Here is a 14,018-nt window from a genome sequence, read left to right on the forward strand (position 1 = left end):
TCATTCTCATTCTTAATCATTTAAAAGTCCCGAAGCACAGCCTCCAATGTCGTTTCCTGCGCTATCCCCATCTTTTCGGTACGAATTCTTTTCAGTCTTTTCTTCACCGAATCTTTCTCCAGATGCATGATCTTAGCAATATCAGTCTGCGAAAACTGCATTTTCACCATACAGCAATACCGCAAATCCTCCTCATTCAGTGCAGGATACTGATTCTTCAGACGTTCTGTAAAATTCAGGAAGATACTGTTGGCATTCTTGAATATTACTTTCCAGTCCTCATTCTTGAGCATTATATTCTGCTGGGTCTTCGGATTTTCAATCACAGGAATACAAGTTTCATTCAGGCGCTTAAAGAACTCAACCTTTAGTAAAGCCTCTTTCTCCCGAATCTGCGCTTCCCTTTCCTTAGCTTCCGACAAGTCTTTTTCTGCCTGTAGTTTTTCTATTTCACGGTACTTCAACAACTCCTGCTGATGAGCAATCTGTCCTTTCTGACGCAATACTTCCTGTTGTTTCCTTTTATATAAAAAGAAGTAGATGCACCCCCCTAACAAAATCGCCAGGCAACAAACAATAGTCACAACATACAGTTGCAGCTTCCTTTCTACCGCCTGTTGCCAGAGACGGGTATTAGCTTTTTTCAATTCATCATTGTGATAATTCCGGTGCAAAGTCAGTAAGCCTTCCTTATCTCTCTCCTCTATGAGCCTATCCCGCAAGTCAGCATGTCGGTTCATATAATAATATGCCGAATCCATCTGCCCGGTAGCAGCATAAATTTCAGCCTTAGCCAAAGACTTTCGAGTTGTATATTGTATATCTGTTGTATCTTCCACCGCTTTATTAATGTAGTAGAAAGCAGAATCATACTGATGCAGTTCAGTCAGTGTGTTTGCCTTATTTATATAATGATCATAGATATATTCATTTTCCTCTCCGAAAAGTTCAAATAGAATAGCCAAATCTTTATCGCGATACATCAACGCCTGTTTATAGTCCTTCATCGCCATGCAAAGATGGGCATGCTGTGAATAAATATGTGATAATGCCCGGACCAAGTTCTCTTTCTCAGCCAGTTGTATCGCTTGCACAGAATATTTATAGGCGCTATCCAGTTGATTTGTCTGCATAAATCCGTGAGTGATATACGGCAACAGTGCACAGATATACAAAGGGTTGCCTGTCCGTTCGGCATAAGGTAACGCTGCCTTCCCCAACCGTAGTTCCTCATCAGGAATCAGTCGCAAGTTGAAAAGACGACTCATTTTATACCTGACCATGAACTGAAGTTCATCGTTATCACTCTCTCCCAACCAATCGATTGTCTTTAGGAAATTATGCAGGGAAGCTTCCGAATCTTCATTATCCATTGCTACCAGACCGGCATTATAATAAGCCAGTGCCGCATGAACAGAGTCCGTGGTTCCTTTATAATAATCAATTGCAACAGATATAAGTGAATCACTTTTATGCTCCTCATCAGATGACTGATTGATCACCTGAGTCATTAGCAATGCATACAAAGCCCTATTTGAATCCGACAGCTTCTCCGGATACTGAATTTGGCGAAGTAAAGAAAGAGCGCTGTCCGGTTTCAGCTTGATCAATTGTTCGATAGATAACAATCGGTCGGCTGTATGATGACAAGCAGTCAATAAGAATCCTAACAATATAAAAAGTACAGTTTGTCGTAAATGCTTCATGAACAAAAGGTTTATGTTTCCCAACTAAAGAGACGAATCTCTGAATGCAAATGTAGGAATAATAATGGGAGTTGCTTTATAAAATAGGGGGTATAAATATATTCTTAATTAAATCAAATATTTGCCTGTTTATCAAATCAATATAGTATACAGCAAAGGGGGACATAGGGGGACATTTACTGTTTTATAGGGGATAATCGCAATATGAAACCACTCAGAATTCAATAAAATTGATGTACCCCAAACAAAAGAAAAACGTTGACTATTATTAAATAATCAACGTTTACATCAGTGATTCCGAAGCGATTCGATTTTTGAAATATCATAATTAATCATACAACTTAAAACTACTGAATATCAATATGCTTATTTAAACACACGTTGTATATCATTTTATTTTGTTGTGCAATATTGCAGAGATGTTGTGCAATATTAGTATATTTGCACAACCAATAATTATGATATGACTACCGTAAAAGCATTCATCCGAACAGGAAAAAAAGACAAAGAAGTCAATGTTAGATTTCGTCTGTCTGATGGAAGAGATGTACAATTATTCCATAAGTCCGAATTTATGGTGCTTCCTACACTTTGGGATGCCAAGAACGAGCAATATAAAGCCAAAAGCTTGATAAAACTGGAGGAAAGAACATTATTCAATGCGTCTATAAGTGAAAGGAAGAAGTTAATTTTATCTCTATATGGTGGAGATAAGTCTTTGACAAGCGATAAGCTTGAAAAGTTAATAGATGAACATCTCCATCCTGAAAAGTATGATGTCACAGATCAAAAAGAATCATTATGTGAAATGTTCCAACGTTACGTAGACGGTTGGTTAGATACTGGCGTTATAGGTGCAGGCAGAAAGAAACACTATGATGTAGTAATACGGGAACTAAACCGTTTTTTCATTATTAATGATATTGATGGAGAACCGGTAGAAGTATTTAATAAAGATATGATCCTCAAATTTCGTGAGTTCCTGCGTATTGAACATACTTTGGCTGATAAATATCCCGGTCTGTATGTTGATATGAACAATAGAAACAGACCTTCAAAGGAAAGAAGCCAAAATACAATAGCCGAAAAGCTTTTATTAATTCAGGCTTTTATGGTTGAATTAGAACGAAATGATATTATCCCGGTTTCACCCTTCCGGAAAATAGGAAAGGAAAAAGAGGCTATTATGAAGCAGCAATATGATGAGCCGGTATTTCTTACAAAAGCGGAATTTAATGCCATTTTAGTAAAGGATTGTCCGGATTCATTGCAGCGAGTAAAAGATATATTTATTGTACAATGTTGCTTTGGTTGTCGTGTCGGAGATTTTAGACGTTTTACTTTTGATAATGTCGGAATTGAACAAGGAATACCCTACATTCATTATTTACCTCAAAAAACGCATAGGGATGGGCTTATACGAACCGAAATAAGAACACCTATAATTCGGATAGCTTATGATATCATAATGAAGTACAAAGGGGAACTTTCAAAAAATGCATTATTGCCGTTTTATCCGGATGGAAATGGAGAGACAGGGTATAATTATCAAATAAAGAAATTACTGGAATATTATGGGATAGACCGCAAAATAGCAATATTCAATCCATCATCGAGTACAAATGAGTATAAGCCAATTTATGAAATAGCAAGTAGCAAATTAGCTCGGAAAACTCATGTGGATTTGATGAATAAAGTGCAAATTGACAAATATGCTGCCGGACTCCATGCGAAAAATAGTAGTGCGGTAAACCGATACACTAATATGGGGATAAAAGAGCGTTTTATTCTAATGTGTGCGGCCTTTGGGTGTGAGGCCTATACGGTGTGAATAGATATAAAACTTAGATATTAAAATAATGTACAATTAGAGAATGAAAGAACTGAATATTTTTTTCGATAGAGTAGATGAAATTATAGAAGAGAGTTTTAGACTAAGCAAATCACCTACGTACTCATATTTCGGGAAGTTCTCAAAGATGTTTTATAATGATGCTATAATTGTTATAAAATGGATAGTAAAATTTAGTCTTGAAATGAAAACTGCGGATAGCTTTGAAACATATTTAAGCAAACAAAGAAGCCTTAATGCGTTATTATATAGATATAAATATCCTATCGGGGATAGATGCAAGATTATTCTATCCAGATTTATATTTGATAGTAGTTGCAGCCTGGAAACTAAAATATGTAAAGAGGCAATGAAAGAATTAAAAGTTATTGCATCTTCTCTATTTTATAATGCAAGTGTTGAGATGCCAGAATACATACAAAAAACTCTTTTGAATATCCCTTCAGTTGATAGAATTGTATATGCTAGATTACTAGCTCGGGATATAGATGCACGTCTTTATCTATGCTATGCAAATATAAGAGAATTAAAAAATGCTGGTTGGGATAGCACTTACATAGAAAGGGATATACTTTGCCTGATTTCTGGGGTATTTAGAGAGTTTGCTTTATTCGATATTGATTTAACTCCCATTATTAAAATAGACAGTGATTATGAAAAGTGTTTTGGAAACTATGAATATTTTAAGGATGATCGGTTTAAAAATCAATCGAATGTTGATCAAAAAGAAGTTTCCCAACTAGATAAAACAAATAACGATCAGGCTAATATCTCGATAAATAAAAGCCAGCCATCAAATAAGAATATATGGATATTAGGAGATAATAAGAGAAAGGAAAATACCCTCAAGATACTTCATGATCTAATTCGAGATGGGAAGGCGGCACATGCCTCTAAAATATTAAAAGCTGCTATCAAAGCAGGTGCTATAATTAAACCTACATACACCCAAATAATAAAGGAATTTCCTAGTATTGGAGCTGAATCAGGATACAATAATCAAATGTCTAAAAAAGATAGAGATGAAGAGATAAATCCCTTAATGGCTTTCTTTTGGAATATATAAAAGCACGATATTTAATCATTTTTAGTGGTGTTTAGTGGTGTTTAATGGTGCACCACTAAACACCACTCTCTTTTTTTTGCATCATCTTCTTCCACTCATAACTTTGTTCACGTCAAACAACCGATAGCAGTAGCTACCTATCGGGGAAAGGCAAATTAAAAAGTAATTAGTTATGAGTATTCAAGAAATTATTCAAAGCGGAGCCAATGTATCTATAACGGTTGGTGCAAATGATTTGATACAATTTGCGAATCATCTGATTCGTTCTACTAAAGAAGAGTTAGAATCTTCTATCGAAGCAAAGCAAAATGAATCCTATTTGACACCTGACGAGGTTGCAGGTATATTTCATGTAGATAGGTCTACTTTATGGAGATGGGCGAAAATTGGGTATTTAATACCGGCAGAAGTTGGCGGAAGGAGATTCTATAAAAAGTCTGAAATAGATGCAATTCTCAATAAATAAGAAAGGGGCTGGCTATGGAAGAAAAAAAAAAGGCAGCCTCCACGACCGCCAATCTCCTCCACGACAGGAGCAAAGATAGTAAATCATCTCGAATAATTCAACAGGTACGATCTATTTTCTTATCTGGCCGGAAAGTAACGGCAAAAGAAATCAACGCTGAAACAAATTCGAATGATGCCAGACGTGTAATCTCTACCCTCCGTAATGATGAAGGCTGGAACATTAAAGACGTTCGTCTGGACGATAATAGGAAATTATACTGGTTAGAGCCGGATAAACGGCAAATGTCTATTAATTGGGAGGTTAATGGCAATGAGTGAAGCAATAAAACAGATTGTTAGCGAATTTGAAAAGCCTGTGATTGAGATTCCACCCGATATAATGGATGCTATTCAATGTAGCCGCCTGGACTTATCACAAAATATACCCGATCCGCAAATGCTCGTATCAAAAGGAAACCTACCTGTATGTACCCGGGGAAATTTTTCTTTCGTTATTGGTTTACCCGGTGCAAGAAAGAGTTTTCTATGTTCTGGTATTGCCGGAGCGTTCCTGAATGAAAACGGCTGTATGGGATTAGACAACCCGAACGGATCTGGAAAGCTACTTTGGATTGACACGGAGCAAGCACCGGGACACGTGGCGAAGATTGGCCGGAGACTACACCGCATTGCAGGGCTTCCAACTAACATCAATTCAGATAATATCATTATTCACATGTTGAGAGAGTATCAGCCGCCAATAAGACATAAAATCTTTTATGCGTGCATGAATCTATATCATCCTGATTTTGTCGTTCTTGATGGAGTTAGTGATCTAATAGCCGATCCCAACAGTTCGGAGCAATCAACATCTGTAATTAATGATTTGATGGCATTTACAAAGGAATATGATTGCCACGTTCTAACAGTCATTCACGCCAATGTAGGAAGTGAAAAAGCCCGGGGACATCTTGGATCGGAAGCTTTGCGGAAGTGCGAAACAGCGATTTTTGCAGAGGCTAAAGGGGATGTAACGTTATGCAAATGGGCTAAAACTAGAGATATGCGGCCGATGGACTTTGCATTTATGGTTTTGGAAGGGCTTCCCGTTGAGGCTGAATACACACCCATTGAAGCAAAAACGGATAAGCTACAACAGATTTTATCAAGTATCATGCCTCAATATCCGGCAACTATAACCTATTCGGAATTAAGGCAGAAACTAATGTTACATCTTGGAGTGAAAGAAAGCGCTTCCGAAAAGAATATAAAGAAAGCTGTAGAGAATGGATATATTATCAAAAATCAGGTGGGCTGTTATTACCTGCCAAAGATTGAAAAAGTTAATGATACGCTACCATTTTAATAACCGTTACCGTACCGTACTTTTCTACCGTACTCATCACCCCTTCTATAGAAGGGGGTGAATACGGTTAATACGGTATACGGTGATTTTACGGTAAAAATACGGTAAGCAATACGGTAGAAGAAAACTATATGAATTTTGATATATGAATGAAGCAAAATATCACCTGCAAAAATACGCCGGCATGAGTACCCGGCACACCTGCCCACAGTGTGGACACAAGAAAGAATTTACTCTCTATGTTGATGAAAGAAATATTCCCATTGATGAATCATGTGGCCGTTGCAACCGGGAGCGTTGCGGCTATCATCTGACACCTTCGGAATATTTCAAGGCACACCCGGCCGACAAACGAAATGAGTTTACCACATGGAAGCAGCCGGAACCACCCAAAGCAATTCCCGTATCTTATCTGCCTTCTTCGTTGTTGGCAACAGACACACACCGAGACAGAAACAATCTATTCCGGTTTATGTCTAAAGAGTTCGGAGATGTTGAGGCAAACCGGGTATTTGATCTCTATCATGTCAAGACGTCTCGCCACTGGAGAAACAATAATGGATTATCTACCACCTTTCCACAGATTAACGAAAAAGGCAAATTATGCCAACTAAAAGTTATGGCCTATAATCCCAATACGGGAAAACGGATGAAGAAACAAGACCGGGCGGAGATGTGGAGCGATAAGGCGCAAAAGTATATTCCTGATACTCGACCGATGGATAAGATTTGGTTTGCCGGGAAAACACTTCTCAAAAACTATGAGGCTAATCTTCAGCAAACATTCTTCGGTTGCCATTTAATAAAAGCCTCATCCCGGATAGGAATTGTTGAAAGTGAGAAATCAGCCCTTATATGCTTTATTTTGATGCCCGAAATTACATGGATAGCAACAGGCGGCTGTAACGGATGCAAATGGACGGAATCAGCCGTTTTCAAGCCGTTATCCGATAAAAGAGTAGTTTTATATCCGGATAGTGGAATGTTGGAAAAATGGGAAGAAAAAGCCGAAATATTACGCAATTCCGGAATAGATGTAACAGTTAGCCGGATATGTGAAGGACTACTGGATAACTGGGACGTGGCGGACGTTCTTCTTCGGGAACGACATACGCAGAAAGGTATGAATATTGGTGAAATAATGGCTTATGCCAAAGAAATAGGAGCTTCCCGGCAAATAACATATAACGTTTGAGTATGGAAATAGAAACAATATATGGGCAAGTGATAGCGAAAGCGAATAACTATCAAGCCGTACCGGGCAAAGACGGCCAGAAACGGATTATCAAAAACGACCGGATCAGGGAGTATGAGAAATCTTTCTGCCTACAATGCAAGAAATATCGAGGAAAGCGCATTTCCGGTCGTTTCAAGCTATTTATTCGTGTTTGGCATGAAAATATTCGCTTCGACTTGGATAATGCCTTAAAAACGATCCTTGATTGCTTGCAAATGGTTGAGGCGATTACAAACGACAGCCTATGTTTTGAGATTCATGCGGAGAAACGGATAGACCACCGGAATCCGAGAGTAGAGTTTAGTCTGGAAGAGATAAACGAGCAAAAAAATATATTCAGCCCAAATAAAGCGATTTAAGCCATTTTCTTTTGTGGGATAATAAGATATTCATCTTTGCGGAGAAAATCGAAAATATTACAAACGTGAAAAGAATATGAAAGGATTAGAAATGGTCAAGCCTTCATCATTGAAGGCAGAGTTTAAAAAGTTCGGTGATTCTTTCGAATTAGTATTCAAAAACAGAAAAAACCGAATGTACTGTTATCGAAGAACCACACCGGAGGGAATAGTATATTTTGAAGTATTCCGATCCAATTTTGGGAAAACAAAAAGCGGGTACTCCTATGAATATTATCCCAGAGATTCACAGTTTGGCGTATCTGCATGGTGCATCAGAGACGGCAAAGGAGCTATGAAGAAAGTATTTAAGTACATGAAAAGGATATTTTCTAATTAAATAAATTACTAATAATCAAAATTTTAAATCATGAAACAGAGTGTATTTTTTGGAGCAAGAAAAGAATGTGAAAAATGTCTTTACGTGAGAAGGGGCGATAACAACGAAGTTCTTATCACAAAAACAGTAAACGGTCAAATCATAGAAGAGGAAGATACTGTACATCTTGACTATGAAGAAGCTCGAAAACTTGGCATTCAATTACTTAAATTAGCGAATAAGGAACTCCCTAAGTCGGGAGTTGATCTTAAAGCAGAATCCTTCGTAGATAAAATCACGATACATCAAGGGATAAACCCGGACGAAACACCGGCCAATCTCGCAGTTATCACCATTGATGAAAGCGATGAGGCCAGACAAGTAAGGGAAGATAGCGGAGAGGAACCCGGCTTTTCCATTGAAGGGGAAGAACTGGAAAAACTCATTTCCGTACTGACAAAGATTGTATAAACTAATACCGGGTAGGTCTGCCTCGGATGATCTACCCGCATAAACAGAATTTATTTATGACAAAAGATGAATTATACATAAATAGCGTAAAAGCTGACCTAGGTAAAACAGATATTACCTTAAGCTATAAAAGCAATCTTCTTATGGACATAAGCAAGATAGTAAGTAATAGTAGTTATACAATCAAGTTACCGAAAACAGCAAAGAATCTTGCTTTAATTGAATGCTCACACATTCCCAGTTCAACAAGCCGATATCCATATTTAAAACATAAAGGATCGGTATTAAGGAATGGCATTGAAATTATAAAAGATGCGAATGTAGTATTACTTAAGACAGGCGAATCAATAGAGATAGCTCTTAGCTGGGGAAATGTTACCAACTTTGCCAGCATAGTAAATGACGATAAAAAACTAACTGATATTCCTCATGGAACAGTAGAGGGTATAGACTGGGTAGTGTGGAACAATAAAGGAAGCAATTCCGCACAATTCCCTCTTATTGACTATGGGTTTAATTCCGGTGATCCAAATGTTTGGTATCATCCGGTAATTACAGTTAGGTGGATATTAGATAAGATTCAAGAAGAAAGTGGAGTTACATTTTCTTTCCCGGCCGATAAGCTTTCCTTCATAGACAAAATGATCGTTCCTCTCCTTACGAGAAATGATTCTCAGGAATTATATGACAAGTATCCTATAAAGTTCACCGGGGATGTTATCAATTACGACAATAGCTATAACGGTGAAAGAGGACTGAACCTTGTATTGAATATAGATTCAACATTAAGTAAATATGGAGAGTCTGCAAATATAACAGGCACAAATATTACGGGAATAGGGTATAAAGTCAGCTACGACATGGAAGTGACTTTAAAAGGAACTGTAATTATATCTACAGATACTCCGGGGAATGACAGAGAGAAGGCATTACTTTGCGTCCGCCTCGAAGATGAAGAGCATAAGATTATTGCAGCATTTCAGCCCAAAAGCATATCTATCGTGAATGGAAAAACAAATTTGACATACGAAGTTAATCTTGATAAATTTGAGATAAATGAAGGGCAAATACTATGTTTAAGCTTTCTTCCTTCTTCCAAGCCTGAAATATTAGTCGCAGGAGATTATGCAAATATCAATTTATCACTAACCATTTCAAATAGAGGTGAAGTATTATTCGGGGAAAAATATCCAGTTGTTCCCAACCTTCCGGACATCAAACAAATAGACTTTATCAAAGCTATTGCTTCAATGGTCGGCCTGTTTGCTTTACCAGATGGTGCAAACGGAATCAAGTTTATACCTTTTGATAACCTGAGAAATAATATGCCAAAGGCAGTAGACTGGACGGATCGTGTGATTATGGCCTACAAGAGCGTAACTCCACGCAGCCTAGAATATACTCTTAACAATATTGCTCAAAATAACAGATTCCGATACAAAGAAGACGATTCCGTCAATGGAAACTACGATGGAAATATACAGGTCAATGACGCCACGATAGATTATGAACGTGATGCCATTACCCTACCCTTCTCCGCTTGTGACACAAAAGGAGGAGTTGCTTATATTCCCCTATATTCATACAATGATGATGGAGAGTTAGAATATAATAAGGCTAATTCCCGAATACTGTTACTTGACGGTACGAAAGGAATATTCAAAGGATTGGAATGGACTACCTTAATTGCAAATAACTATCAGACGTACAAAGGACTAATCAATGATGCAAAGGTAGTGACCGAGTATATCCGTCTCAACAGTATCGAGTTGCGAGACCTAGAGATGGATATACCGGTTTATTTAGCTCAATATGGCTGTTATTTAGCTATTATTGAGATTAAAACAAAAGAGAATGACATATGTGAATGTAAACTATTAAAAGTATGGTGATATGGCAGAGAATGCAGTAGAAAAGGTTCGGAACATTACCGAACAAATCAATCAAACTAGAAAAATGCTTTTAGAAGAATATTTGGGACATTCCATTTCTATGGAGGAAGCTATAAATATGGAAATGCCAGACGAAGTTCTGGAGCATCTGGGAGATTTGTAATTTAATGATTTAATATAAAATGATTATGACAGAAAAAGATTTGTTAAACAACAAAGAAGCCATGAAATTAGCTTTGGCTTTTGACAAGATGGCCAAAGAGTATAAAACGACTATTCAGAAAGTGGTAGCAGAAGGCAAACGGGTTACAGAATTAATTCAGAATAACCGGATGGAGACTATATCAACATTATCAATGATCGAGAATTTAATAAACGAACATGAGCCGGATTCCGAAATACGTAAAAAAATGCTTTTACTCCTAGACAATCTGAATATCAAAGGAGATAGCGAAACTTTCCCAGCCCTTGTTATGGCTTTATTTTTTGCAAGTAACGGAGTATTAACCGAAAAAGAACAAAGATTATGAATAATGAGAATGAACAGATACTAAAGATTACAGTAAGAAATGATGATGCAATACGAAATATTGCTCAATATCGTATAGCTATAGAGAATTTAAGGCGAGAAGAGGCTGAATATAAAAAAGCCTTAAAAGACAAGCAGATATCACAAGAAGAATACAATGCTAGAATTGTAGAAACACAAAAAAAGATGATGGAAGCCAAGGAGGTAGTTCAAGCGCTGACCAAAGAGGTTCGTAACAATATAAAAATTGAGAAGGAACAGGAAGGCAGTTTGATTTCTCTTCGTGCCCAGTTATCCAATCTGACAGCCGAATACGATAGCCTTTCAGAAGCAGAAAGAAATGCGGCTAAGGGGCAGAACTTAAAGAACAGGATAAATGAGATTACCGATTCATTGAAAGGCGCAGAAGAGGAAACTCAGCGTTTCTATCGTAATGTAGGAAATTACACTGAAGCAATTACTAAAGCGGCAGAAGCAAATATTCCCTTCATACAAGAAATTCACAATTCAGTAACTGCCCTCTCTGGCTTGAAGGGATATTTATCTGATGTAAAGAATGAATTTGTGAAGATTAAAGATGGATATTTAGAAGGAGCATCTGCTGCCAAAACACTTTCTGGAACCCAAAAGGCTGCTGCTGTCTCTACCAATCTTCTATCTACAGCAATGAAGATTTTAAAGGTAGCACTCATATCTACTGGTATTGGCGCCATTGTTGTAGCACTTGGATCATTGGTTGCATATCTCACTAAGACACAAAAAGGAGTAGAAATTGTCTCTAAAGCAATGGCCGCTTTAGGAGCAGCAGTAAATGTCATCATTGATCGCCTGGCTAAATTGGGTGGAGCAATTGTTAAATTGTTCACCGGTGATTTTACTGGGGCATTATCTGACACGAAAGAAGCATTCTCTGGTATAGGGGATGAAATAGCGAGAGAAACAAAATTGGCATGGGAATTACAAGATGTTTTAAGCCAAATTGAGAAACAGGAAATTATGCTTTCTATGAAAAGAGCAGCCAATCGTGCAGAAATAGAAAAACTTAAAAAGGTTTCTGATGATACGACTTTATCTACAGTCGAGAGAATGAAAGCTGCACAAAAAGCATATGAGTTGGAACAGGAAGATTTAAAACTGCAGACAGAGATTGCAGAGAAAAGATTGGCGAACACTCTTGGGTACAAGGAAATGAATGAAGAAGTTCGTAAATTAATGGAACAAATTAAACAAGGGAGCATCACTGCAGATGAATTAATAGGAAAATTGGGTTTATCAGAAAGTACAATTGACGATCTTAAAGAATTTAGGGAGCAGTTCAATTCATTACAAGAACTATCAGAAAGTTCATACACCCGTCAAACTGAACAGCAAAATAAATTAAATGCTATTCGTAAAGAAGGTGCCAATGCCGCTAAAGAAGCACGAAAAAAGGAGGTAGAAGCTTATAGAAAAGCCCAAGACACCCTCATTGCACTCATACAAAATAATGCCGAAAGACAGAGAGAACAATTGAAGGTTAGCTATGATAGAGAAATAGAAGATTTGAAGAAAAAACTAACTGATGAAAAGAATCTTACTTCGAAAGCAAAAGATAGCATTCGAGAAACAATAAAGTTAAAAGAGCAACAACAGCAAAAGGAATTAGCCAAATTATCTAATGAACAGTATAAAGCTGAAATTGAAAGACGACAAAAGTTAATTGAGACTCAGCTTGATGCCGTAAAAGCCGGAAGCGAACAGGAATATCAATTAAAGATGCAGCAACTAATTGCACAAAGGGATTTAGACCTGTCAAACACCGAGCTTACCGAACAGATGAAGCTTGCTATACGTGCGAAGTATAATAAACAAATGGATGATTTGGTAAAACAACATGATGCAGATTTACTGAAAAAGCAACAGGATGCAATGAAACTTCGCTATGAAACCGAGATTGCAAAAGTGTACAATAATGAAGCGGAAGTTTATCGTATTAGGTTAAAGCAGAGAAAGGAGGAATTAGACAAGATTCAGCAAATGGAAGGGGAAAGTATAGAAGCTTTCAATCTTCGTAAGCTGGAGCTTAAAAATGCTTATCTTGATGCAGAAAAGGAACTAGCAAATAAAGAGATAGAAATCGAAACACAGAAAGCGGAAGCGATTGGTGGTCTTATCGGTGGTATATCTTCTTTATTGGAATTAGCAGGAGAAACTAATGAAGAAATGGCACGTGCCGCAAAACTATTAGCGATTGCTGAAGTTGCCATAGCGCAAGGGGTAGCCATAGCAAAAGCGGTTGAGACAGCTACTAGATCCAGTGCAACATGGGTGGATATGCTTGCAGCTATCGGAACGGTTGTCGCTGCTGTTACTGCTGTCATGAGCACCGCTATGAAGTCGATCAAGTCCGCCAAATTTGCAACCGGTGGTCTAGTCACTGGTCCGGGAACCGGAACGAGTGATAGCATCCCGGCGCAATTAAGTAACGGAGAATCGGTAATGACAGCAAGAGCTACAGAATTGTTTGCTCCTATCCTATCCTCATTTAACCAGATGGGTGGTGGAGTGCCGATAAACATCACTGCATCAAGCAATCAAACTATGGGAGAAGATATGCTTGCTAGGGCGGTGGCTAAAGGCGTTCAAATGATGCCTAATCCGGTGGTTTCCGTTACCGAGATAAATACGGTTGGAAAACGGGTTGAAGTGCTTGAAAACTTAGGCAGCTTATAAAATTCGGATTTTTCGAATCTATA

The 14,018-nt window shown here is 37.8% G+C and carries 14 protein-coding genes; 13 read left to right on the forward strand and 1 reads right to left on the reverse strand.

Annotation, left to right across the window (positions count from 1 at the left end; translation table 11 throughout):
• Positions 1–20: 20 nt before the first annotated feature.
• Positions 21–1,706, reverse strand: coding sequence for a tetratricopeptide repeat protein (locus KTR07_RS06620; protein WP_008765628.1), 1,686 nt, complete (start codon positions 1,704–1,706; stop codon positions 21–23).
• 463 nt (positions 1,707–2,169) lie between these two features.
• On the opposite strand from KTR07_RS06620, the gene KTR07_RS06625 reads away from it, so the two are divergent.
• From KTR07_RS06625 to KTR07_RS06685, 13 genes are all read left to right on the forward strand, one after another.
• Positions 2,170–3,537: an integrase gene (locus tag KTR07_RS06625; protein ID WP_217315259.1), complete on the forward strand. Its 1,368-nt coding sequence runs from the start codon at positions 2,170–2,172 to the stop codon at positions 3,535–3,537.
• Between the two features lie 43 nt (positions 3,538–3,580).
• Positions 3,581–4,624 (forward strand): hypothetical protein, encoded by a 1,044-nt coding sequence (locus tag KTR07_RS06630; protein WP_217315261.1) that lies wholly within the window; start codon positions 3,581–3,583, stop codon positions 4,622–4,624.
• Positions 4,625–4,796: 172 nt separating this feature from the next.
• Positions 4,797–5,090 (forward strand): helix-turn-helix domain-containing protein, encoded by a 294-nt coding sequence (locus tag KTR07_RS06635; RefSeq protein ID WP_149944230.1) that lies wholly within the window; start codon positions 4,797–4,799, stop codon positions 5,088–5,090.
• Positions 5,091–5,104: 14 nt separating this feature from the next.
• Complete coding sequence (locus KTR07_RS06640) at positions 5,105–5,410, forward strand: AbrB family transcriptional regulator (protein WP_217315263.1); 306 nt, start codon at positions 5,105–5,107, stop codon at positions 5,408–5,410.
• Positions 5,397–6,437 carry an AAA family ATPase gene (locus tag KTR07_RS06645; protein WP_234168491.1) on the forward strand — a complete coding sequence of 347 codons (1,041 nt, stop codon included), beginning with the start codon at positions 5,397–5,399 and terminating at the stop codon, positions 6,435–6,437. Before KTR07_RS06640 ends, KTR07_RS06645 begins: the two co-directional genes overlap by 14 nt.
• 145 nt (positions 6,438–6,582) lie before the next feature.
• Positions 6,583–7,632 carry a DUF6371 domain-containing protein gene (locus KTR07_RS06650; protein ID WP_217315265.1) on the forward strand — a complete coding sequence of 350 codons (1,050 nt, stop codon included), beginning with the start codon at positions 6,583–6,585 and terminating at the stop codon, positions 7,630–7,632.
• A 2-nt stretch (positions 7,633–7,634) separates the two neighbouring features.
• Entirely contained in the window at positions 7,635–8,033 is a 399-nt protein-coding gene (locus KTR07_RS06655) for a RusA family crossover junction endodeoxyribonuclease (RefSeq protein WP_217315267.1), read from the forward strand.
• Positions 8,034–8,109: 76 nt separating this feature from the next.
• Entirely contained in the window at positions 8,110–8,412 is a 303-nt protein-coding gene (locus tag KTR07_RS06660) for a hypothetical protein (protein WP_217315269.1), read from the forward strand.
• Positions 8,413–8,442: 30 nt separating this feature from the next.
• Positions 8,443–8,862, forward strand: a complete 420-nt coding sequence (locus tag KTR07_RS06665) for a hypothetical protein (RefSeq protein WP_217315270.1) — start codon at positions 8,443–8,445, stop codon at positions 8,860–8,862.
• A 56-nt stretch (positions 8,863–8,918) separates the two neighbouring features.
• Positions 8,919–10,754: a hypothetical protein gene (locus KTR07_RS06670; RefSeq protein ID WP_217315271.1), complete on the forward strand. Its 1,836-nt coding sequence runs from the start codon at positions 8,919–8,921 to the stop codon at positions 10,752–10,754.
• A 1-nt stretch (position 10,755) separates the two neighbouring features.
• Positions 10,756–10,917, forward strand: coding sequence for a hypothetical protein (locus KTR07_RS06675; protein WP_217315272.1), 162 nt, complete (start codon positions 10,756–10,758; stop codon positions 10,915–10,917).
• Positions 10,918–10,942: 25 nt separating this feature from the next.
• A complete protein-coding gene (locus KTR07_RS06680; protein ID WP_217315273.1) occupies positions 10,943–11,284 on the forward strand; it encodes a hypothetical protein in 342 nt (113 codons plus the stop codon).
• Positions 11,281–13,995 carry a hypothetical protein gene (locus KTR07_RS06685; RefSeq protein WP_217315274.1) on the forward strand — a complete coding sequence of 905 codons (2,715 nt, stop codon included), beginning with the start codon at positions 11,281–11,283 and terminating at the stop codon, positions 13,993–13,995. The genes KTR07_RS06680 and KTR07_RS06685 overlap by 4 nt, the downstream gene beginning before the upstream one ends.
• Positions 13,996–14,018 lie beyond the last annotated feature (23 nt).

It is taken from the genome of Bacteroides sp. MSK.20.82, assembly GCF_019052485.1.
Lineage (GTDB): Bacteria > Bacteroidota > Bacteroidia > Bacteroidales > Bacteroidaceae > Bacteroides > Bacteroides thetaiotaomicron.